The organism is Methanosarcina barkeri MS (genome assembly GCF_000970025.1).
In the GTDB taxonomy this organism is placed as follows: domain Archaea; phylum Halobacteriota; class Methanosarcinia; order Methanosarcinales; family Methanosarcinaceae; genus Methanosarcina; species Methanosarcina barkeri.
This window is the reverse complement of sequence record NZ_CP009528.1, coordinates 988,129-1,012,493: the sequence shown is the minus strand read 5'-3', so window position 1 is coordinate 1,012,493 and position 24,365 is coordinate 988,129. Positions and strand designations below refer to the sequence as shown.

Below are 24,365 nucleotides of genomic sequence, written 5' to 3'. Positions count from 1 at the left end.
CCCTACGTTATTCAATTATTTTTGCAGGAATTCCTACTGCAGTTGAGTTTTTAGGTACATCGATCAGTACAACTGAATTTGCACCAATTACAGCATTTTCATGAACAGTTATTCCACCTATAACTTTTGCCCCAGAATAAATTATTGCTCCTTGTTTTATTGTGGGATAGGACTTGGGTTCATCTTTATGCCCATGGCTTCCAAATGTAGTTTGTTGAAAAATTGTAACTTTATCTTCAATAACCACTCCCGCTCCAATAATTACACCTGAAGGATGAGCAAATTTTATTTCTTTACCTAACTTAGCTCTATAATCGATTTCATTGCCGCCAAGAAGATATTGTCGATATTTAATAAAAACGAGAGCTCTACGGGTCATTTTCGATTTTAAATAACAATATCTAGAAATACGATACCAAAATATCAGTTTAAAAGAAATATTCAAAAAAAAGATCGTAACCTTACTCAATAAGTTTTTGCCACCGTAGAAAACTAAATCTTGATTTATATCTTTCAAGCAGTTTTTTAAACTATATTTGAGGTCATCTTTATTCAATTTTTCCAACCTCATGCAACGATCTGAGACTTCCCAGCTCTCCTACATACCTCACTTCGCTTTCTAAACAAAGTCCATAACGTTGATATACAACTTTTCGGATATATTGGAAAATAGAAATCACATCTTTAGCAGTGGCATTCCCCAGATTTACTATAAAATTGGCATGTTTTTCCGAGATTTGAGCACCACCTATTTGATAACCTTTTAAACCTGCTTCTTCAATTAACTTTCCGGGAGGTGCAAAAATATCGTTCACAATAGGATTACTTAAAAAAACAGATCCACAATTGGGATAATTAAGTGGAAACTTGTTTTTACGATTATCCAGTATTTTTCTCATTTCAGACTTTATTCTTTCTTTTTCTCCAAATTCACATTCTAGCTCAATTTTACAAATAATATAATCTGAATCCTGAAATACTGATTTTCTGTAAGAAAAATCACATTCTTTTTGGGATAAAGATATTAAGTCATAATTCTTGTCAATAGCCCATACTTTTTTGACAACGTTTCCTATGCATTTTCCACCGCTCCCTCCATTCATAAAAATAAGTCCACCAAGGGTGCCTGGAATTCCAATGGTATGTTCAAGACCTGATAAACCACTATCTGATAATATTTTTGCAAATTTTGGAGTCCAGATACCTGCCTCTGCGCAAGCCTTTTTACCCCTAATAGTATACTTAGAAAAGTTTTTACCCATTTTTATTATAATTCCACGAAAACCTTCATCAGAAAAAAGTAAATTTGTTCCATTCCCTATAACCATTGTAGGAATTTTCATTAAGTTGGCATATTGTATTATTTCGAGTATCTGTTCGATAGTATAAGGTTCAATTAAAACATCTGCAGGACCACCAATCCGCCAGCTACTGTGCTTTGAAAGAGGCTCTTTTAAACAAATGTCTCCTAGATTTTTATTAATCAAATTATTTATTTTATCCATATCTTACATTTCCCCCCAGTGAAATTAATTTTTCTATAAAATTGTCGTATCCTCTTTCAATCTGCCAGGCATCTAAGATCCGGGTCTCACCTTTTGCCACCAGCCCAGCTAACACTAATGCGATACCAGCTCTGAGGTCAAGAGCTCTTACTTGAGCACCATTAAGGGGATTCCCACCGATGATTTCCAGTATATTACCGTTGATATTATATTGCAAGCCCATTTTGGCCAGTTCACTTGCATAACAATATCTACCAGGGAAACGTAAATCAATAATTTTGGAACTACCTTTTGCACAGGCGCCATAAACAGCAAATAAAGGTTGCATATCCGAATTAATTCCCGGATAAGGGCCGGTGCTAATCTCTATTGGATAGGGGGTTCCCCCTCTTACGATCAGACTATTGTCACCAATATAGTACTTTGCTCCACTTTCACGAAGATGTATTAATGGAACTTCAAGATCTCGGAAAGGAAAATTAATAATTTCAATATCTCCACCTGTAATTACTGCAGCAATCAACCAAGTAATCGCTTCCATATTATCAGGAATTACAGAATATTTAACTCCATATAATTTTTCTACCCCTGTAATTTCTATATGTTCCTGTCCAAATACCTGGATTTTTGCACCCATCTTATTAAGAAAATTAATTAAATCTAAAATTTCAGGACGAATATGAGGGTTCCAAACTTTAGTTATACCTTCAGCCAAACATCCACATATTATTGCATTTTCAGTAGCACCTGTTGAACGAATAGGTAAAAATATATCGGTACCTTTTAGCCCATCTTCTGCTTTGGCACAAAGCATATCATTTTCAACCCAAACTTTTGCCCCCATGTTCGTGAGAATCATTTCGTGTAAATCAAATTTTCTTTCTCCGAGATCACACCCTCCGGGAAGGGGGACTTTCGCTTCGCCTATACGGCTTACTAATGCACCTAATATAAGCAGGGTATTACGAATTGAACGTTTACTCCAATCTAAAATTGGTGAAGGAACTTCTTTTTCAGAAATAACTATTTTTTCGTCATTTATAATGCATTTCTTCCCTAGAGCTTCTAACATGCCGACATGAATTTGAGCGTCAAGTAATTTTGCAGGATAATTCATTAGATCTATTTTTTCTTCTGTTAGTATCGAAGCAGTAAGAAGTTTCAAAGCACTATTTTTTGCTCCACTTATCTTTACTTTTCCTTTAAGATGGGATGGCTGAATAATATATTCATAGTTATCTTGATTCATTCACATTCCTTCTCATGAATCTTTAAACTCAAATGTAATGTCTAATATTTGTCTGCTCATAAATATCAGATAATATGTTAATTTCAACTAATCTGCAATATTTATGCAGTTGGGTCCTTTTGAGCATTTATATTTATTAGGATATTTAGAATTGTGAAAGTTGCTGAAAAATCACAAATTAAGGAATAAATATTAAATCTATTGAACATAGAAAATACACCCACCTTTTCAGATTTGATCAGTAAATCTCTCTAACAGTTTAACTTAACTTCATTGGTCATCGGTTAAGGAATTTTCTTGCCTGAAAGCTATCGATTTTGCATTAGAATCCGACATTAAATTTTGGCCTATTTACATGAAATCGATACCTTGTTTCAGCTCATAATTTATTAAAATATTTGACAAATGTTAAGGAAATCGACGCAATTTGCCCCGATTCCTCACTTAACCAAAAACACATGAACTTAACTTATTTTGTGAACCACTGTACTACTTTTTCAAGTTCTTTCTTAAAATTATCAATTGGGTTATATCCAAATTCTTTAGCTTTTGAGATATCTGCTAATGAGTGCTTAATATCCCCTGGTCTTGGTTCCGCATGTACTGATTTTATTTTTTTTCCCAGAATTTCATTAATGTAATCAACTAATTGATTAATTGTAATTCTTCGACCACATGCTATATTGAAAACTCCAGTTTTCTTAGACTCACAGGAAAGAATATTCGCATCAACAACATTTTTGACAAAAGTGAAATCTCTGCTTTGTTCTCCGTCTCCATATATCACAGGACTTTCATCATTCAAAATTGCAGTTATAAATTTTGGAATCACAGCTGCATATTGAGAATTGGGGTCCTGCCTTGGGCCAAAAACATTGAAATATCTTAAGCTGACTGTTGGAAGGTCATAAAGATCCTGAAAAACCCTGCAGTACATTTCTCCGGTTGCTTTTGTAATTGCATATGGAGACATCGGATTTATTGGCATATCTTCTCTTTTCGGGAGAGTTGGCGTATCGCCATACACCGAAGAGGACGAAGAAAAGATTACTTTCTTAATTCCAGCATCTTTTGCAGCTATCAGAACATTCAGTGTTCCTGTGACATTAGAGTTGTTTGAACTAAAAGGATCTTTCACACTTCTTGGAACACTGGGAATTGCAGCTAGATGAAAAACGTAATCTTTGTCTTTGAATATTTCTGTTAAATTCAAGTCTACTATACTGCCTTGTATTACAGTTAGATTTTTGTGGCCCAGTAGATGCCTTATATTTTCAATCGTACCTGTAGATTCGTTATCAATAACTGTTACTTCGTTATCCTCAAGTAGCCTCTCAGTAAGATGGGAACCGATGAAACCCATTCCACCTGTGACTACTACATTTTTATTTTTCAAATAATCCCTCCTGAGAAACTATGATTATATAATTATGAAAGTCGTTGTAGTTTTCGTTTCTGGACCTCTTTTTTAATTTGCTGAATATGTCCTCTTCCAAGGGCTTTAACTTCGCAGCCAAGTTCGAAATATCTTCTGATATCCTTATCCGATAATATTCCAAAACAGTCAATAACTGCGATAGGTCCGCCAGCCATCTTTACGATAGTATCCGGCTCAAAGTTAAGATATTCCTTATGTGGAACTGCAAGGATCAGGGCTTCTATATCTTTAATTGCTACTGAAAAGTCACTTTCGATTTTTAGCTTTGCCAGACCTTCCTGGTTTCTGAAGAAACGTTTCCGTGAATGGCCGGAAGACGGATATGTGTCCTGGTTTTCCATTTCATACCAGTGATCAACGTATGGGTCATGAACACGCATCTCAGCGCCCATTTCAGTCAGTTTCCGGACTACAATTTCACTTCCACTGTATCTTGTATCACCTACATCCTGCCTGTAACTGGCCCCGCAAATGAGGACATCTGCTCCGGCTATATAGTGGCCCATATTTCGAAGAGCATCTCGCGTAAGTTCGGCTACATGAAGGGCTCTTGTGTCGTTTATATCAATTGCTGTGGGGGTGATCTTGAAGATCTCATCTCCATCCTCAAAGCCCAGAATATGCTTATAAGCCCAGTAACCCAGACCTCCATCTTTTGGAAGGCAATAGCCTCCAATCCCTGGCCCTGGGAAAATTATGTTACTGTGAGTTGGGCGCATTTTGATTGCATTAATAACTTTTATGAGGTCAACACCATTTTTTTCAGAAAAAAGACTCCATTCATTAAGGAAAGCAAGTATTGTTGCACGGTAGGAGTTCTCAACGATTTTTGCAGTTTCAGATTCGATGGGTCTATCCATTATGGTCAGAGGGTAATCTTTGGTGTTTATTACTTCACTGAGGAACTTTTCAACCTTTGCTCTTGCTTTGTCAGTACAACCTGCACAGACTCTCCAGAAATCGCGTACACTTGCCACATAATCTTTCCCAGGCATAACACGTTCAAAACTATGTGCGAGTAAAGGAGTTGAATCAATTCCACGCTTCTGGAATGCTTTTTTCAGGAGAGGAAGTGCAACAAATTCGGTAGTCCCTGGGGCAACAGTTGTTTCTATTAGCACAAGGCAATCAGGGCAGATGTTTTCTCCAATTATTTTCATGGAAGCTTCAAGTGCTGCCATATCGGCTTCGCCGGTTCTAACATTTCCAAGTTCACACTTTACATAATCGCACTGGATATCTACCACAACAACATCAGCAAGTTTCAGACATTCATTTGTGTATGTAGCTACAAGCGTTTTTGTTTCAAGAACACAGCGTTTTATAATCTCATCTACTTCTTTATCTTCTGATTTTACAGGAGATTGTCCTCTGTTGATCAGTGGTATTTTCCAGTAACTGCGCGTACTTGGTCTCTGACAACCGATTACAAATTTGCTATAATTCCCGTTTTCGTCTTTAGTATCCGCAATAATCGCAGCCATTACAGCTCCAACAAACCCGACACCCATCACAACGACAATCTCTTTCCCTTCCTCACGGGCTTTGTCCACAAGACCTTTAACTCTGTTAAACTCTTCTTTGTATTCTTCAGGCTCAGGTATTGGAAATTCTTCTCCTTCCGGACTAACCGAATAATTTATAGTATTAGAAGTAAGGTCAACGGACCCACTCTTTTCACCTTGAAGGCTTTCATGAACAGCCGAATAATTTTTTATTTGAGAAGACATCACTTATCTCTCCGAAAACTTTCAATCCAACTGATTATTTTCTAACTAAATCTCGTATTGTATCTGATCTTGTGCCGAGAATAATTGCAAGCTTCATATTTTTACCTTGTCTGAGCCGAAAAATCTCATTATCCCTATTAATTTGGCATGAAAGTACCGTGGTTTGAAAGGTGCTTTCATTCCTTTGTGCCTCTTATTCGAAGAATTTCATGTTTATTTTTATAGAAAAACACATTATAGTTATTTAATTTCTTTGATTCACATTTATGCCTTAGTCTTCAGGCTATTTCGGATTTTTTTCGCTTGATTTCAAGTTCTGTTTTTATTTTTATATTAGTTATTTATATGAACTCTTCTGCAATATAATTTTTAAATAAATCCTGTTATACATAAAAAAACTTTCCCAAATTACACTAAGATTACTATTTTAAAGGCAAAATAAGAGTTATTAATGTCTGACTGTTTACCTTTGAACTTGAGTCTTCCCACAAACTGTTTATATCAAGTAAATTTTTTATAAATAAGGAAAAACTGGAATCTATCATATTAGCCAGAAGCCCTCTCTTGAGAAAATTGACCGACCCATAAAGAGACTAAAAAGAAACAAATCCAAAAAAAGTTATAATTTGTCTAACGAGGTTACACCTGGCAAAACATTTCTTTTCCGACTATGATAAATAAAGTATATAGAAAAGAGACTCTTTGAACGAGAATTATTAAAAATAACTTAATCAAAGTTGCGCTGGCACACCCGCTACAAGCAACAAGGGTATGTTCGCGCCACAGCTCCAAATTCCGTTAAAGGAAAAATAACCCAAAACAATTTAGTTTGAGCAGAAGTTAATAATCGAAAATGGAAGACTATGGCTCTTCGCTGTTTCGAGTGGGTAATTTATATCCACTTCCTATATGTGATTATCCACTTCCTATATGTGATAGTGACGTATTTAATATTTAGAAAAGTTTGTTGTTAAAAACCACATTCAAGTTCGATGCTTTTCATTTTGGTCGGGCAGCTATGCAACTACAAAATTATTTTCATTAGTCATCGGTTAAGGAATTTTCTTGCCTGAAAGCTATCGGTTTTGCATTAGGAGCCGACCTTAACTTTTGGCCTATTTACATGAAATCGATACCAAGTTCCAGCTCATAATTTATTAAAATTTAATAAATGGTGAGGAAAATTGACGCAATTTGTCACGATTCATCACTTAACCGAAGACGTATGAAATTATTTTCAACCCATACAAAACAGCGAAGAGCCGAAATTATACTATCATCAACGGTTACTGAGGAAGTTTTCCATCCCCGCAGCAAGCTAGCGGGGTATTCGATTGAAATAACCCTATTACTAAAATTGGAGATTAGATTATGATCTCTCGGTCCTATTCAGAAATAAAAGATAAAATTACTTTAATTGATGGTATTAGTATTATTTTTATTGTACTCTTTCACGAGTTAGGTGGGATAAATCGACCAGATGCCATATTTTTGATAAGATATCTTGCCACATTTGGCCTAGTTTTGTTTACATTCTCATCTGGACTTAAAATGGGGGTAAATCATTCTGCAGAAATCAATGACAAATCATTTATAAGTAGGTATTTTGTAAAGAGATTCACTCGGCTGTATAAAGCGTATATTGGGTATACACTGCTGGCGTTTGTTCCTCTATATTGCGTCAGTTATATATCAATTAATTATCTTAACCTAAACTTTGAAGGCATCACACATTTTTGGAATAATTTAAACATAGACGGTTTACTTAAAACTCTGGTTGGAAATAATATTGTTTCTTTTCAATTAGGGTATCTAATTTTACTAATTGTAATAACAACTATTTGTTTTACAATTATATATTATTTTCAGATTGATACTTTATTATATTTAGGGATTCCACTACTGGTATTTGATGTTATTTGTAAGGATACTTTAAAACAGTACCCTAGTATTTTGTTTAATGTCATGATGTATATGCCAGCTTATATTTTTGGGATAGCCTATGGCTACAAGCAATTAGAACAAAATAAACTGTCACTTTCATATATTTGTTCAACAATTTTTGTTGCAATATTTACTATTTCCATAGTTTATCCACAATCGTTTGCATATAAATATGCTATTTTATTATATGGAATAACATTCCCGCCATTTATGATGTTATTTTCTAGATTACTACTAAATTGCAAATATTTAAAAGAATCACTAATGCTGTGTGGTAAATATTCATTCCAAATATATTTATTTCATTGGCCGATTATTTTACCCGTGTTGAGCAAATTTATGATTAGTATTCTCAAAATCAATTACTTTTTCACTCCATATGGTGTAACAGTCCTTGCAATGATTATCTGTGTCTATGTATATAAAGTAAGTAAAAAATTAAAATTAAATCAGATATTTGAGTAATAGATCCGAATTTCGGTAAGTCGATATAAAAATTAAAATATTTTTCACGATGCCGTTTTTATCAACATTACTTACGGCCATCCTAAAGACAGGAGAGTCGATTTACCTCGTTTTTCTATTTTCACGGTTACTGACCAGAAAGGAATTCCTCTTTTTGTGAGAGCACTCGATGGCAACAGCTCCGATAAGAAAGTTATCAAAAACATAAAGAACTAACACAGAACATGAATCTTGATCAGAGAGTATGTCATGTTGCAGACAGCGAATTTTATACTGAAGATAATATCAAAGAAAGATAGGAACCAACACTTTTTTAATCTCAAGAGTTACTGCAACCATCAATGAAGTAAAGAAACCCTTGATAGCAGACTTAATTCTGGAAACATGCTCTGATGAACATTATTCTTGTTATGCTGTAAAAAAGGTAATAGAAGAAAATAAATCACCTGATAAGCCCTGTTACAGGCTGCCTTGATAAGTCTTCACTACATTTCAGCTTTTTTGTCCTCTTTTTAGTATTATTTTTGGTCTTGCTTTTAACCTTCTTTTTGGCCTTCTACTTATTCTTCTTTTCTACTTATTCTTCTTTTCTACTTATTCTTCTTTTAATCTGGCGCTTCCGTTCACTTTACGCTGCTATGGTCAGGTTAATTGAATCTCTTGAACTGCTATGCTCAGCTCCCTGCTGTCTTTACTATTTAGCTCTGGAATCTCACATGGAATTTCAGGCCCTTCTGGCACATGCAGAAGAATGAGATTTTCGCCTTTCTTTAAGCTGATCGGAATAGATATACTGGAAAAAACTGTACTGATAGTTTGTCTATCTTGAAGAGTTTTGCCATTGTAAACCTCCAGAGTTTTTGGACTGTGGAAACTGCGTGCGTTAAAACTGAGTGTAGCATTTCTGGAGCTATTTGAATAAACTAATATTGTAGCATTATTTGACATCCATCGAGTGGGTTCTACATTTAATTTTTCCAGTGAATTCCATCCGTCTTTTAAAGCCATAAATGATTTCAGAGGCTCTTTTTTGACGTGATACACAATTAGAGAGTCCTGTTCATAGATTTTTCGTTCCGCATTAAGATTCATTTGGATTAGTTTTTCGGCAAAGTCAATCTCTCTGTCATTCATATAATTTGTATGTAAAATAATATATGATATATTATAATAATTTAAAATTGATGTTCCGACTTGATCTATATCCTGGTCCAGGATATCACCAGTAGATTGCAAATAGGTTAATTCCCTTACCACAGGTGTATTTAATTCAAAATCTCTTGCATTGGATGGATATCTGGCAGCCCAGTTACCTATGACAGGTTTTCCATGTATTGTCTGGTAATAAATGATGGTTGACCCTGCTACATAATCTTTAGTTGCAGGGATTTCAAGCAATGCGTAATTACCTTTATCCTGTGAAATCTCTTTATAAAATGAGGGTTCATCGACAGGTGATATAGATACAGGAACTGCCAGATATTCGAAAATTATCAAACCGGTTATTACAATTGCAGTCGCCGTTTTATTAATCCTGTTAGATTTTAGCAGTTCTGAGGCCCCATAACCCATCAAAACTGCGAATGAAAGCGAAGCAATTACAAAAAATCTGCCGGTTGTCCGGCAATTGTCCAGAAATGGGATCAAATAATACAAAACTAAATACGGAAGAGGAACAGTAGTATTGAATTCTGTAAATGAGGTCTTACCGTTTACATGAAGAAGTGGACCAAGACTGATTATCGAAAAAGACAGGGCAGCTATCAGCCAGAATTTTACATATTTGTTTCCTTTCAGTCTATAAACTGCAAGTAAAGAGAGTAAAATCACGGTGTATCCGATAAACATCGTGTTTTCACTGGTATTTCCTGAAAAATTGTTATAAATCTCTGTCGTAATATTTCCAAAAACGGGATGCAAAACCGAAGGAATAAAAAAACTCAGTAAATCCGCTGAATACATAACCGTTTCAGAGGGGCTTAATTTTAAAAAATTATCACCGGATGTTGCTGTTAGAATGTTTTCCAGGGTGAGAGGTATTATACCTATAAATGAGACGAATCCAAATATGGCATACTTGTAAAAGATTTTTTTCAGTATTTCTTTATAACCTCTGTTCTTTTCTTTATAACCTCTGTTCTCTGTTCTTAAAAAAACGTATATTTCATATACAAACAGTAACATTACAAAAATTCCCATAAACACCATATATTGAAGGTCGCTCATGGCTACGAGAATAAAGAAGATTCCTGCAAAAAAACTGTTTCGAACTCCGCCTTCTTTAAACATTTTCATCAAGTACAGAGCGCAGAAAGGTATCCACTCAATACTTGTTGCCCCAAAATGGCCAAGTGAATGTACAAAATGATAAGGTGAAAAAGCAAATACAATTCCAGCTATGAAAGAAGAAGTCCTGTCACCGGTCAGATATCTTACAAGCAAATATGTGCCGTATGCCCCAAAAATAAATGATAATAACCATAGTATGGTGTATACTACGTGAATTTCCATTATATTGGATAACACGTATGAAAGGATTTGATTAAAAGCCGACTGAAAGGGTGAAGCCGGGATTCCATCCGGATAAAATATTAAATAGTCGTGTGTTAATGTCGTTAGGTTAGGGTTGAATATGGCTACTGGCGTATACCAGAGTATTCTTATCCACTGAAATGCGTCTCCACTTCCCGGAATATAATTGCGTATCTTGAAAACTACAGGATAAGTGAGTATAAAAGTTATTAGAGTATAAAGTATTAAAACACTGGTGTGTTCTTTCAAACTTTTTTTCTGAAAACTCAATATCTGGCTATCAACTAAGTGTTTTTTTAGCCATTTCTGTGTACCCGATGTCATTGTACCTCTCATGGGTAAAACTTGATTACCAGTTTATTCGGTTATTTTTAAAGTTTATTTGGGATCAGTCTCTAATCCACTACTTGATTAATTAATTGTAGGTGTTTTTGGATATTATTAATTATTCTTAGTATTTTTTAATTTTTCTTTTTTAATTTTCTTTTTTAATTTTTCTTTTTTAATTTTCTTTATTAAGCCTGATTTTAAATCCTGATTTTTAAGCCTGATTTGTATAGAATTTTGGAAGAATTGTTGAGTCAGTGACCCGTCAGTGACCCGGATTCTGATGAGAGTCATAAGTAACTCTCTATCTTTTTGTGGTAAATTTGCTATTTTTGCTGGTTATTTCTCCGGCTATGTAGAAAACTTTCTGAAACAATGTATCCATTAGTTTGAAGTGAATAGCTGGCATATTCTGGCATAATCCGTATTCATTATTTCAACCTTTTGGAACTGATCTGGATAGGGTTTCTGAGCTGATAAAACATTAAACCCGAAATAAAGTAATTTTACCTGCCATTTTCCATCTCATAGCTATCGTATTTTATAATATAATCATCGTTATTTCTCAAGTTTGTAATCAGTTCTCCTATCAGGCCAAGGGAAATAAACTGAGCTCCAGTGACTGTAAGCAAGATTCCGAGCATAAGAAGAGGTCTATCCCCTATTTTTAGTCCTGTTGCCCATAAAACCATTAAATATATGGACATAATTACCCCGGATAACCCGAGAAGAATTCCTATACCTCCGAAAACGTGTAGAGGCCTCTTTTTGTATATCATCAGAAATGTAACTGTTATAAGGTCCAGAAATCCTTTCAATAGCCTTTCGACCCCATACTTTGAGTCTCCATGTATTCTCGGGTGATGTTCAACTTCAATTTCTCCTACGGTATAACCTTTCCAGTAAACAAGAGCCGGAATGTAACGATGAAGCTCTCCATACACATTTATGTTTTTTACAACATAGCTATTGTATGCTTTATACCCACAGTTGAAGTCATGAATTTTAACCCCGGTTATGGATCGAGTTAACCAATTAAAGACTTTTGAAGGCAGAGTTTTCGAAATAGGATCCTGTCTTTTGTTTTTCCAGCCGGAAACCATATCATACTTTTTTAGTTTTTCTATGAACCTGGGGATTTCTTTTGGATCGTCCTGCAGATCCCCATCCAGTGTGATGACAATATCTCCTTTTGACCTTTTGAATCCGCAAGACAGAGCTGCAGCCTTTCCATAATTTCTCTGAAATCTTACAACCTTAACTGTAGAGTTTTTTATTTTTTTTATTTCTTCAAAAGTACTATCTGTAGACCCATCATCAATAAAAATTATTTCATATGTATTTACAATTAGGTGAGGTAGTGAAAGGGTATTGTAGAGTTTCTCATATAATTCCAGTATATTTTCCTCTTCATTATGGACTGGAATTATAATTGATAGATTGGGTTTACTAGACATGCATATCCTCTGGAACGAACGGTACACTCTGGAAAATACGCCGGAGTACGGGCTATATAAAATGCTTCTGCCAACTGCTTCTGCCGTATAATCTTTCGATTTTTGAATTGATTTTTTGAGATGTATATATTTAAGGTTTATATAAATATTCATTTAAATGTTAATTTTCATAAAAACACAACTATGTGTACTACTGTATATTATTTGCTGGGGAGTACTGTCCAGTCATTCTAACCAGATGTCAAAATAGTCCAAACCATAGGTTACTCAAGCTACAGAGAAAGAGGCTACAACTTAACCCATTCTTACATATCCCTACTAAATAATGTGAATAAGAGTTTAACTGCAAAACAGTCCAAACTGTCAGTACTCAGACTAAGATATGAGCCATAACTGTAACCCATTTTGACCTACCCCCACTAAATAATGTAAATAGGAATTTAACTACTTTTCTGACTCTTCGTAGTTTTTCTTAATTGTTTTATTTTGGTTGAAAATAATTGCCCAGTTGAAAGGTGAGAACCCTAAATAGATAAACATTGGTCTTGAGCATTATTTCCAGACAAAATATTCAAATATTACATATATTAGAAGATGCCAAAATAACCTTTTAGAGATCATCTTGAAGGGCTACTTAAAAAGACTCAACTCGGTTTAATTTTCAGAATTTCTACTGTTCATTATATTTTTTACTTTGAATTGATGCAAAAACCAATTTGATTCTCACTCAAAACCTATTTGATTATCACTTGCAAGATTTTAAGAATCATATCAGTAAGATTTTTAAAATCATATCAGAATCATTTTTCAGGATCAGAAACTTTACTGTTGTTCATAACACAAAATTCACAGAAACAACTTTTGTTTTTTGGTCAGCTCAACATTAATCTGCTGATTCGCAGATTGGGTAGGCACTCTCATAGACGCGGCTGAAGATATAGATCCACACTTTCTGCAGTAGTAAAATTCATTTGAACCAACTACCTGCTTTTTGAGAAATGTACCACAACGGGTACACTTCAAAGAAAATTCAAACATATTATTGTCACTCCAAAGAGAATTCGAACATATTATTACCCCAGGATTATTAATGGTTCAAGCCTTACAGTATCTTTCCTTGTCCAGTACCCGCACACAGAACAATACTGAAAATCCCTGAATGTATCATTTTCGAGCTTGGAGTTACACTTTGGACATTTTTTCAATAACATTTAGTAATCTCCTGTTCTCCAAAGATATAGATAAGATGGAGGTAGAACTTATTGTGAAATTTAAATTTGTTAGGTGGTTCAGCCATCATGGATTTTTAATAGTCCATAGAGAAAGTGTCCACGTATTTGACTGAACCTGTAACGGAGGTAATTTGACATTCAACAGATGCTATACAATCTAAGTGTCTATTTTTTAGAAGATGGATTTTTGTTTGAAGGTGTGTTTTGGTTTGGTTTGAAGATGTGTTTTGGTTTGGTTTAAAGTAAGTTTTGTTTGGTTTAAAGGTGTGTTTTGGTTTGGTTTAAAGTAAGTTTTGGTTTGGTTTGAAGGTGTATTTTGGTTTGGTTTAAAGTACGTTTTTGGTTTGGTTTAAAGTAAGTTTTGGTTTGGTTTAAGGTACATTTTGGTTTAGTATTGTTTTGGTTTAGTATTCGTTTTTAAAGATATCTGGAAAAAAGATAGAAAGATGATTTTTAATATAATCCTTTTTTAACTTCCTGTCTCCTTTCCTTGTTAATTTCCCATCTCACTTTAATCAAGCTTTAAATTCAAAGCTTAAGCTTCGGTGCTGTTATCGGTACTGTTTTCAGTAATTCTTCCGGGGCACATTGAGAAGTTACCTCCGCGCTGCATAGGATTTTGGTCGGGACACATTCCGTGATCCATTCCGTGATCCATTCCATGACCCATTCCCGGCATTCCCTGTGAAGAGGACATAATCTCTTTAAGATCTTCAAGGGACTCAGTTGCATTGATATTGTCCATTAGAGTGGTGAGTTCCGTGATTTTGTCGTTGAGTTCTGTGACATTCTCACCGCTATCATCGGTTATGTTTTCACTCTCGCTCACTTTAGCTTGAATGTGTTCAATTTCTTTTTCAATTGAGTCAACAGCCTGAGTCTTCATATGAGTTAATACAACTTCTTGCAGTTCTGTTGCACTTGAAGCTGCACTCACATTAGTGGATAAATCTTCAAGCTCAGTTATCTGTTCATTGATCATCTCAGTCCTGTTTTCATCAGTATTGTTTTCCAGCTGCTTGTTGAGCATCTCAGTCATATTTCCGATTGAACTGACAATATCGGTCTGGACATCAGTGTAATTGTCATCAGTTACATTTGCAACCTGATCAAGATTAAATAATCCAGGCATTCCACAGGGTCCCTGATTCATTCCCTCAGGTCCTCTGTGCTTCCCATCCGGTCCGCATCCGTTCGCTTGTGCCTGATTGAGCAGAACTTTCTGAAGCTCTGAGGCGTTGGATGTTTCACTTACATTAGTATAGAAACTTTGAAGGTTAGCAATTTGTTCACTGGTAGAATCAAGTATATCGGCCTGAACGTCGGTGAAATTTTCTTCAGTTATGTTTTGTGCAGGAACAAATTTCTGACTGTTTTCTGCAGCATAGGCTCCTGAAGGGAGAATACATAACACCATTAGTACCGTTGCAAAACGGGAAATTGATTTTAGTGATTTTGTCATCTTCATATTCTCATCCATTCTTGACTTATTTATTGTTCCATTTTTCTTGCAGGCTATCAACCTGCTGACAACCTTGAAATTAGCTGGCTTAAATATAAGCTTACTTCTCACGATAAAGAGATTAAAGAGAATAATTTTAAGAAAGAAGCTTTATTATACATTTAAATTCGGAGTAAACCTTAAAAAGCAAAATTAAAACTTATCGGAGTTCTTAAAAAACCGTATCTAAAAAGTAAAGTACTATTAATTTATTGTAAATGTAGTTTAGAGAACGAATATATCCTAAAATATAAATATTTTAAAATGTAAAGAAGTTAGGATATAAATATATTAAGATAGAAATGTTTTGAAATAGAAATAGACTAAGTTTCTTTTAGCAACTCGCCCGTGTTAGAAGTACCTGAATTGAGAAGTGCCTGAATAGAGAAGTACCTGAATAGAGAAGTGCCTGAATAGAAAACACTCATGCCTACACTTAAAACAGAGAATATCCAATCTTTTTATGCAGATAAACTAAGCGTTAATTTCTTTTAATACAATCTTCAAACATTAATTGAACATTTTTAACTATTTCTTCCCAGTCATAGTTTTCAGCTTTCCGCAATGCGGCTTCTGAAGCTTTTTTGTTCCTTGAGGTATTTCCAATAATTTTTATCACAGCTTTTGCAATCTCCCTTTCCTCAAGCCCCACAATAAACCCATCAACCCCATCTTCAACAAGCCCCTGTGCAGCATTATACTTTGCTCTAACCGTCACCACAGGAACTCCACAGGCAAAAGCTTCGATAACCACCATCCCAAACCCTTCCCGGCTTGAAGGCAGCACAAGCACTTTTGAAGCCTTGATTTTTCCGATCAATGCCCCATACTCCTGAAAACCTGCAAACTCGACATTCTCGCAAACCCCACTTCTCTTTGCAAGTTTCACTAGTGCTGCCCTTTCAGGTCCATCCCCAACAATGCAGCACCTGAGAGCTGGAAAATCGGCTTTAAGAAGAGCTACAGCTTTAATCAGCAAATCAACGTTTTTTTCCTTTATAAGCCGGCCTGCAAAAATAATATCATAAGCCTTATTTTCAGGGCCAACAGAGAATTTTTCCCAGTTAGGCTCAATCTCGGAGATTCTTTTAAGATCAATCCCGTTAGGAATAAACGCGATCTTTTCTCCAGGCACACCGAGTCCCTCAAGTCTATCCTTTGTCCATTTCGAGACCGCAATATTATTTTCTGATAACTTCGAAACAGCCTTCTCAATCAGCAATCCAAAAATTCCTGCCCTTCCTAAATATTCATACCAGTAATCATCCCATACCTCGTGCCAGGTAAGTACTGAAGGTACTTTTTTCAGGATTGAAACCGCTTTTACGGGAAAACAGGAAAAATAGGGAAAGACACTCACATCTATAAGGTCAAAATTTTCTTTCCTGAGCTCAGGGAACAATTTCACAGCGAAGATTATTGCCTCAGAAATCGAGCGTCTACCATTAACATACAGGTTTCGAGCTTTACAGACGCCGTGAAGAGTCATGCCTTCATACTCAAAAGTATCTTCTCCTTCCCACCATTTGACTCCGAAAATGTGTACTTCGTGTCCCCTGGACGAGAGCCGCTTTCCCAGTTCATGTATGCGCATTTCTGCGCCGCCCTTGACCCATGGATAAACAGCATCGTACACAAAAGCGATTTTCATTGAACCACTTACCAGTCTGTGTCAACTTCAAGGAGCATTACGCTCAGGACAATTGCCGAAAAAATCATCTGAAGGCCGATAAAGGCAAATACCATTGAAATAACTGCACTTTTCACTTCCGAGAGAGAACCGTATCCTGAGCTGATCCATGTGTATACTACTTTTAGCCCGAGCAGGATGCCTGCAATAAGTATAATTGAACCTGCAAACAGTTCTTTTTCAAGAGAATGGTAATTCAACCATTTTGCAGTGTTTCCCTTATCATTAGGATACATGCCGCGGATAAGGCCATATGTTTTCAAATAACCGCCAGTAGAGATCATCTGTCCTCCGAGGATCAAAAGCATACAGCCTAAAATGAAGGAATGAAGCCTGTTTTCTGCCACATTTCCGGTAAGAAGGAGAGAACCGGTTATCAGGGCTCCAAGGACGAAAACCACAGCTCCAGGTAGAAAAAGAAAAGGTAAAGGGCGATATAGCATCATAAACCTTATATGCCGCCAACCGTCCTGAAATGAACGAAGTTTGGAGGGAGTCCGGCGAGAGTAATACGTTATGGGGACTTCTTTTATTCTCAACCCGCATTTTGCGGCTTCAATTATCATCTCGGATGCAAGTTCCATGCCGTGAGTTTTAAGGTCCATTTTCTCAAGGGCTTCTTTTGTGAAAGCTCGCATCCCACAATGGGCGTCCGAAATTTTCGTCCCAAAAAGAAGATTCAGCATTCCTGTCAGGAAAGGGTTACCTATATATTGATGCAACCAGGGCATAGCTCCTTTTTTGATATCGCCTTTAAGCCTGGTACCCATTATAAAATCCGCGTCTCCTGCCATAAGAGGATCCAGGAACTTATCAAGCTCAAGCAGGTCATAGGTATTATCGGCATCAGCAATAGCAATATAGTCTCCTTTTGCTTCAGCCAGCCCTTTGAGATAAGCATTTCCGTAACCTTTTATCGGGCCTATTACCTTTGCACCCATTGACGCTGCAATCTCTGCAGTCCTGTCTGACGAGTTGTCAGCAATTATTATCTCCCCTTCTATACTATATTTTTTGAATATAGACTGAGCTTTCTCTATGCAAATTCGGATGGTTTCTTCTTCATTCATGGAAGGCATTACAATAGAAAGAGAGGGCATGTCCAGCTTATAAAGCATTATATCCTAATAACTATTTTGATAGATCATATCTTTCAGGAATTTGTAGTCCTCTTTAATTCTCAAAGTACTCCCAACAGGACAAAAAATAAAACAGAGAATAGGATCAGGAGATCACGAGTACAGAGCCAGAGAGAAAAACTCAACTCTTGCTAACAAGTTATATAAGGCATCAGAAAACTATTTTTAAGAAGGGACCCGATTTTCCGTGGATCATTAATCCATTTTGTGTATAATTGGAACCGCTTTACTTACATTTCAATTAGTTTTAAGGGGAATTCAAATGGTTAAGGTAAACGTGATATTCCATAGTATTCATGGTCACACTTACAAAATGGCAGAAGCTATAGCTGAAGGAGCTAGAGAAGTAGAAGGAGCTGAAGTGGGAATTTATCAGGTGCCTGAAACCCTGCCTTACGAAGTTCTGGAAAAAATGGGGGCAATTGAAACAAAAAATCTTTTTGCTCATATTCCTGTTGTGACCAGGAGCATGTATGAAGATGTATTCGCAGGAGCAGATGCCCTAATTTTTGGGACACCTACACGTTATGGAAATATGTCAGCCCAGATGCGTACAGTTTTTGATGGCCTTGGAGGACTATGGAGTAGAGACGCTCTTGTTGGAAAGGTAGGAAGTGTCTTTACTTCAAGTGGAACACAGCATGGAGGCCAGGAATCTACAATCCTCACAACACATGTTACCCTTCTTCATCTTGGAATGATCATTGTCGGGCTTCCGTATTCAGAAAACCGTCAAAGACGGATGGATGAAATTACAGGAGGTAGTCCATATGGAGCCTCAACGATTGCAGGAGCAGAAGAAAACCGCCAGCCTTCAGAAAACGAACTTGCAATGGCCCGCTATCAGGGGAGACATGTAACCCAGATTGCAAAAAAACTCACTAGGAAATAAAAGAAAACGTAAAAATAAAAAGATTGGAAAACATATACCTTTTAGGAATGTTCTCCGCATTTTTAATTTTTTCACCTTACAAATACTCAACCAAGACTCGGGAAAGTTATACCTCTGGATTCCACTTTACCCTGAGCTTTTATCAGACACTCCAGAGTACAGTAAGTTGCTTTTTCCTCTGCCTTTTTAAGAACAAAGAATTCTTTCCCACAAACAGGGCATGTTTTTTTTACGTAAGACATTGTAAACACGCATTCTCAGTAGTGAGTGATTTTTTTAATATTCGTTTTTAAGGTATTTACTAAGACAGCGCAATAAAATATAAACTTTCTTATCGAGTGTATATATATATTTAATAAGAAATTAAAATTGTATTACTGGACGGATTAAAAGATCTTTATCAAAATCAGTATATGAAGAAGACAATTTTCAGTCATAGGCTGTCTTAAAATGAAATAATCTTTATAATCAAAAATAATAAATTTTGCACCAAGAAATAAACTGAAGATTGCAAATGACAGATAATCAGAGCCGTATGCAATAATTTTAGGCCAGCCCACCAAAACCATAGAAGCTAAAGAAGTTCCTGAAAATAAGAAAAAAATAACCTTCAAATCTGACAAAATAAAGCAACTATTCTCTTTTTGCCAGATTTGGTTCTGTTCTACCATAAATATTTATACTTGGTTTATGGAAAGAACCAGAAATATAGGTTTTTAGTAGGAATATATCCTCTTCGTTTTGTTTTTCCTTGCTCGAACTTGTGTTAATTCCTTACTTAAATTTTTATGTAAGCCTTTACTTGATATAACTATATCATTTCCGTATTTGGCTACAATTGACTATGTTTTATCTTCTTCTAAAGAGTGACACTCCAAGAAGTCCGATTACTCCATAAATCACTTCGAATCCAGGCGACTTTGCGCTTCCACTTTCAGAAGCATTTGAACTTTGTGTCTGTTCAGAATCTGCTGCACTTTCATTATCCTGTTCGAGACCCTGAGTATCAGGTTCGGACTGTGTTTCATTCACAGTTTCTGTTACATTACTTTGAAGTTCAGGAGACGCACTTACGTTATCGCTAAAGTTTGTTGCTGTACTATCATTTTGCTCAATATCAGTAGATTCAGACTCTGTACCATTCACACTTATTACTGCATTAGAAGTACTGACGTTACTGCTAGCGACAATGCTGCTGTGGTGGTGATGGTGGCTGCTACTACTACTACTGCTACTGCTGCTCTCTTCGTTGGCAATAGCTTCATCCGTTACGTTTACTACATCAACTTTTGAGAGAGATCCAGCTTCGTTGCTTGCCGTGAGTGTTACTGTATAGTTTCCTGCTTCGGAATAAGTGTGTGTTGGGCTCTCATCTTCTGAAGTGTCCCCGTCTCCAAAGTCCCAGTTCCATTCGGTTGCATTTTGAGATAGATCTGTAAACTTCACAGAGCCACTGGAATTATCTGCACTAAAATCAACTATAGGAAGACCATTGTGTACAGATATTTCTTGAGTTTTTGTGCTCCAGCCATTCTTATTTTCTACCACCAGGAGAGCAGTATAGTCTCCGTCTGCAGAGTAATTGTGAGTTGGATTCGTCTCTTTTGAAATATTTCCGTCTCCAAACTTCCAGTACCAGGAAGTAGCATTCGTACTGTTGTCAGTAAATGATACATTCAAGGGAGAATTTCCAGAGGTGGGAGATGCAGAGAAATCAGCAACTGGTAAGTTTGAACCGTCCCTGTTGGCAATTACATAGGCTATTTTCGTAAGTGAGTCATTTCCTTCAGGCCCCCATACTAATAGCGTAACATTATAAACGCCAGGCTTTTTAATATTATGATGGGTTGATGTTCCTAAACTGCTGTAAGTAGTATTTCCCGTTTCTACGTTTTCAAATATCCATTTCCAGTTAGTGACATTACCAGTGACGTCACCCGTAAACCTTGTATATAAAGTAACATTTCCACTTGTAACGTTAGAGGAAAAATCATTAACTGTTACATTGCCTGCTGCTAGGGCTGTAGGCATTAGAAGTATAACCAGCACTAATAAAACCATAGGCAAGAAAATTTTTTTCATGTCGAGTTCTCCTCAGGACCAATGCACTTGATGTGCAGAATAAAGCAAGAGCAAAGTTACCCTGAACATTAGGGTTCATGCAGCTTGAAGATTTATACCGCTATTTTTAGCTCAGTTGCTTAAGTCCTATTTTTTTTGATTGTCTGCCGGCTATCCGCCGTTTGACAGTCACAAAATCGACAGACTTGTATATAAAGCTATTTTTTATATTTCTAAAATAAGAATTTATTTTTTAGGGGGTATTTAGCCTTATTAAATAAATTAGTTTATTAGTGTAGATTTTTCAATTAAAATAAAGGAGAAAATTAATTTATTGACTATTAAATAGATTAATGAGAGTTTAATTTTAATTTAGAGTCATGTTACCTCATATTTTAACACCGATCTTAGTACGAAAAAAAAAACATTATCAAGAACCACAATTTCAAAAAAAATAAATTAAATATATAAAACTTTAAATTTCTTCAAATTTTATTTTAAAGCTTAATTGAGACTACTCTTCTAAATATGAAACTTTAAAAGTGTAATTTTGAGAGAAAAACTTTAAATATATATTTATTAATAAAATAAACAAAATCCATCCTTATTTTAAATGATTAATTCAAAGGCCTCTACAACCCTGTAAAAACTTAAGCAAGTTACTCAATAAAAAATAATATAATTTCATAAAAGTAAATCTTTCACCGACCCATATTATGGCAGTTTATTAGAAACTAAATTTAGTACTTACGGCCGGCAAAAAGACCAGGAAGAAGTATTTTTGACAACATATTTTTTCGGTATTATCCTAAAATTTAGAATTGCAAATGAGCAGGACATTTTAAGGCTAAATGAGCAAAATATAAAGCCAAAATCCGGTTCTTATTAAAATATTCTGTACTAAACTATTTGAGGTAATACATTCATTTTTTATAGTGGGTTATATTCAAAAAAAGGTAATTCAACCAGATTAGGTCACTATATTTTGGGAAACTGAGTCGAAGCTTAAAGTTGAAGCTTAAATGTCTGAGTTGTAGTATTTGTAGGGTCATAAAAATTTAAAAAAACAGGGGGTATCTGGGATTAGGCCGCTAATTTTCGGAAATGGAAGAATCCTGATCTGTGAAGACGAAAAAGGAACTATAAAGGATATCTATTTTCCATATGTAGGACTTGAGAATCACGGAAACTCTATAAAAGTTGGCATATGCGATCTTGATTCTCTTTATTGCAGCTGGCTTGAAAACTGGAATATTCGACAGAGATATAAATCCGAATTTAAGGAAGAGTTCTGTAAGCGTATCCTTGAAACCTCAGGAGAGAACAGGGAAAGCGTAAGAAGGAAAACCGAGATTCTGGAAGGCAACCAGAAAATCCCTGAAGCCTGTATGGGAGTAGTCTCCAATATAGGGGAAACAGTATTCGAAAATCCAGAAATCGGACTCCGAATCACTGTATGGGAAGCTGTTCACCCCTCGGTAAATATATTTTATAGGACTTTTAAGGTCACCAATACATCCAATAAACCCAAACATTTGCGCCTTTTCTCAAACCAGAATTATCGAATTCTTGAGACCAAAATCGGAGAAACGGCTGTAATCGATAAACATACGCTTATCCATTACAAGCGCGATCGTTATTTTCTGCACGCAAGTGACCCTGCGTTTGACCAGTATGCAGTTGGAACTGCTGAATGGAGAGGACTTGAAGGCACATGGAGAGATATGGAAAGTGATGCCTCTCTTAGTGGGAATCCTGTAGCGCACGGTTCGGTAGATTCCACACTCGGCTGGACTCTTCCCGAACTGAAGCCAGGAGAATCGACAAGGTTACACTACTGGATAGTTCTCGGAAAAAAGTACTGCAGCGTACTTCAGATTCATAAACAGGAAAAAGAAGCCGGAAGAAAAACCCTTTTCTATCACAGCTTCAATTTCTGGACATCTTTTATTGAGAGAGTATCCGTCCTTCCGGAATTTTCTCGAATGCCTCAACTCCCACAGAGTGTCTTAAAGTGCTTTTACAGAAGCCTCCTTACAGTTGTCGCCCACATGGACATCACGGGCTCGATAATTGCATCCTGCGATTCGGATATAAAGCAATTCGGGGCAGACCTTTATACCTACTGCTGGCCAAGAGATGCAGCCTGGATCTGCCTTGCGCTCGACAGGGCACGGTATCATCATCTGACTTTTGAAACTTTTGAATTTTTCTCAAAAACCATTACCCCAAGAGGAAACTTCCTTCACAAGTACACACCTGCCGGAGACTTCGGGAGCACATGGCATCCTGTTCCTATGATTCAAATCGACGAGACAGGGCTTCCTCTCTATGCCCTTTATAACAACTGGGAAATTGCAAAGAGTGTCTGGACCACAGGCAGGTATTACAGAAAGCTTGTGATTCCCACAGCTAACTATCTTATAAAAGCCATTGACACGAAAACAGGTCTTCCAATTTCGAGTTTTGACCTATGGGAAGAACGAAAAGGCATACACACCTACAGCGCATGTACGGTCTATGCCGGCCTCAACGGAGCCTATGAACTCTCCCGCTCTCTTGGTGATTATGACAATGCAAACATCTGGAAGGAAGCTGCAGACCTCATTAGGAAGTCTATTCTGGAGAAACTTTACGACAACCGACTAAAACGTTTCCGCCGTTCTCTTGACGACCCTACTCTTGATTCCTCAATCTTTGCAGTCTGGTACTTCGGAATTCTCCCACCCGATGACCCCAGGGTCGTCCGGACAATGGAAGCAATCGAATGCGACCTTAAGCGCCCCTCAGGCGGGATCGCCAGGTACCTTCACGATACTTATTTTGGCTATATGAACAGCTGGATTCTCTGCACTCTCTGGCTCTCACAGTGGCATTCCGCAGTTGGCAACCTTGACCGAGCTCTCGAACTCCTAAAATGGTGCGCAGCTCACGCCCACCCCACCGGCCTCTTATCCGAACAGATCGATGACATAGGTAACCCTGTATCCGTTCTCCCCCTGGCCTGGTCCCACTCAACCTACGTCCTCGCAGTCCTCGAATACCTGCAGGCCCTTGAGAAAAAAGAAGGTCGTTCCTGTAATTATCCGGAAAAATAGGTAAATTTAAAGTTTGAAACAGGTGAGCAAAGTAAGTTAATTGTTCCCATTGTATAGGAGAATGTTTAAAAAGTGTAATTAACTCGTGAGCGCACTATAAATTTT

17 protein-coding genes and 1 pseudogene are annotated in these 24,365 nt (G+C 36.5%); 4 read left to right on the top strand and 14 right to left on the bottom strand.

The annotated features are described in order from the left end of the window. Positions 1-7: 7 nt before the first annotated feature. The 5 genes from MSBRM_RS21630 to MSBRM_RS04130 form a co-directional block, all read right to left on the bottom strand. Complete coding sequence (locus MSBRM_RS21630; RefSeq protein WP_176722171.1) at positions 8-556, bottom strand: serine O-acetyltransferase; 549 nt, start codon at positions 554-556, stop codon at positions 8-10. Continuing rightward, on the bottom strand, positions 549-1,505 hold the full coding sequence (gene murB, locus MSBRM_RS04145; RefSeq protein WP_048154659.1) for a UDP-N-acetylmuramate dehydrogenase: 957 nt from the start codon (positions 1,503-1,505) through the stop codon (positions 549-551). The genes MSBRM_RS21630 and murB overlap by 8 nt, the downstream gene beginning before the upstream one ends. Further along, positions 1,498-2,754: a UDP-N-acetylglucosamine 1-carboxyvinyltransferase gene (locus tag MSBRM_RS04140; protein ID WP_048119623.1), complete on the bottom strand. Its 1,257-nt coding sequence runs from the start codon at positions 2,752-2,754 to the stop codon at positions 1,498-1,500. The genes murB and MSBRM_RS04140 overlap by 8 nt, the downstream gene beginning before the upstream one ends. Before the next feature lie 469 nt (positions 2,755-3,223). Then, positions 3,224-4,150 carry an SDR family oxidoreductase gene (locus MSBRM_RS04135; RefSeq protein WP_048154656.1) on the bottom strand — a complete coding sequence of 309 codons (927 nt, stop codon included), beginning with the start codon at positions 4,148-4,150 and terminating at the stop codon, positions 3,224-3,226. Between the two features lie 32 nt (positions 4,151-4,182). After that, complete coding sequence (locus MSBRM_RS04130) at positions 4,183-5,922, bottom strand: nucleotide sugar dehydrogenase (protein WP_080943671.1); 1,740 nt, start codon at positions 5,920-5,922, stop codon at positions 4,183-4,185. 1,371 nt (positions 5,923-7,293) lie between these two features. Here MSBRM_RS04130 and MSBRM_RS04125 point away from each other — a divergent pair. Continuing rightward, complete coding sequence (locus MSBRM_RS04125) at positions 7,294-8,331, top strand: acyltransferase family protein (RefSeq protein ID WP_048154653.1); 1,038 nt, start codon at positions 7,294-7,296, stop codon at positions 8,329-8,331. 60 nt (positions 8,332-8,391) lie between these two features. Next, positions 8,392-8,752, top strand: a pseudogene (locus MSBRM_RS20030) (IS1634 family transposase); the annotation flags it as partial. Between the two features lie 221 nt (positions 8,753-8,973). Here the strand turns inward: MSBRM_RS20030 and MSBRM_RS04120 are convergent. The 7 genes from MSBRM_RS04120 to MSBRM_RS04095 form a co-directional block, all read right to left on the bottom strand. Beyond that, positions 8,974-10,530 carry a hypothetical protein gene (locus MSBRM_RS04120; protein WP_230669040.1) on the bottom strand — a complete coding sequence of 519 codons (1,557 nt, stop codon included), beginning with the start codon at positions 10,528-10,530 and terminating at the stop codon, positions 8,974-8,976. Between the two features lie 774 nt (positions 10,531-11,304). Further along, positions 11,305-11,484, bottom strand: coding sequence for a hypothetical protein (locus MSBRM_RS04115; RefSeq protein ID WP_048154648.1), 180 nt, complete (start codon positions 11,482-11,484; stop codon positions 11,305-11,307). A gap of 212 nt (positions 11,485-11,696) precedes the next feature. Further along, positions 11,697-12,647 (bottom strand): glycosyltransferase family 2 protein, encoded by a 951-nt coding sequence (locus MSBRM_RS04110; RefSeq protein WP_048119637.1) that lies wholly within the window; start codon positions 12,645-12,647, stop codon positions 11,697-11,699. Positions 12,648-13,720: 1,073 nt separating this feature from the next. Next, the gene (locus MSBRM_RS21625) at positions 13,721-13,852 is read right to left on the bottom strand and encodes a hypothetical protein (RefSeq protein WP_255361895.1); all 132 of its coding nucleotides are present in this window, start codon (positions 13,850-13,852) and stop codon (positions 13,721-13,723) included. Between the two features lie 562 nt (positions 13,853-14,414). Next, positions 14,415-15,341, bottom strand: a complete 927-nt coding sequence (locus MSBRM_RS04105) for a hypothetical protein (protein ID WP_230669038.1) — start codon at positions 15,339-15,341, stop codon at positions 14,415-14,417. Between the two features lie 520 nt (positions 15,342-15,861). Further along, positions 15,862-17,031, bottom strand: coding sequence for a glycosyltransferase family 4 protein (locus tag MSBRM_RS04100; RefSeq protein ID WP_048119638.1), 1,170 nt, complete (start codon positions 17,029-17,031; stop codon positions 15,862-15,864). 8 nt (positions 17,032-17,039) lie between these two features. Continuing rightward, positions 17,040-18,188 (bottom strand): glycosyltransferase family 2 protein, encoded by a 1,149-nt coding sequence (locus tag MSBRM_RS04095; protein ID WP_048119640.1) that lies wholly within the window; start codon positions 18,186-18,188, stop codon positions 17,040-17,042. 283 nt (positions 18,189-18,471) lie between these two features. Here MSBRM_RS04095 and wrbA point away from each other — a divergent pair, with 283 nt between their 5' ends. Beyond that, a complete protein-coding gene (wrbA, locus tag MSBRM_RS04090; RefSeq protein WP_048119642.1) occupies positions 18,472-19,101 on the top strand; it encodes an NAD(P)H:quinone oxidoreductase type IV in 630 nt (209 codons plus the stop codon). A gap of 86 nt (positions 19,102-19,187) precedes the next feature. Here the strand turns inward: wrbA and MSBRM_RS20750 are convergent, their stop codons facing one another. Together MSBRM_RS20750 and MSBRM_RS04080 are read right to left on the bottom strand one after the other, a co-directional pair. Continuing rightward, positions 19,188-19,343, bottom strand: a complete 156-nt coding sequence (locus tag MSBRM_RS20750; protein ID WP_176722094.1) for a hypothetical protein — start codon at positions 19,341-19,343, stop codon at positions 19,188-19,190. Positions 19,344-19,950: 607 nt separating this feature from the next. Then, positions 19,951-21,183, bottom strand: coding sequence for a PKD domain-containing protein (locus tag MSBRM_RS04080; protein ID WP_048119645.1), 1,233 nt, complete (start codon positions 21,181-21,183; stop codon positions 19,951-19,953). A 1,367-nt stretch (positions 21,184-22,550) separates the two neighbouring features. Here MSBRM_RS04080 and MSBRM_RS04075 point away from each other — a divergent pair. Next, positions 22,551-24,260: a glycoside hydrolase family 15 protein gene (locus MSBRM_RS04075; RefSeq protein WP_080943670.1), complete on the top strand. Its 1,710-nt coding sequence runs from the start codon at positions 22,551-22,553 to the stop codon at positions 24,258-24,260. Positions 24,261-24,365 lie beyond the last annotated feature (105 nt).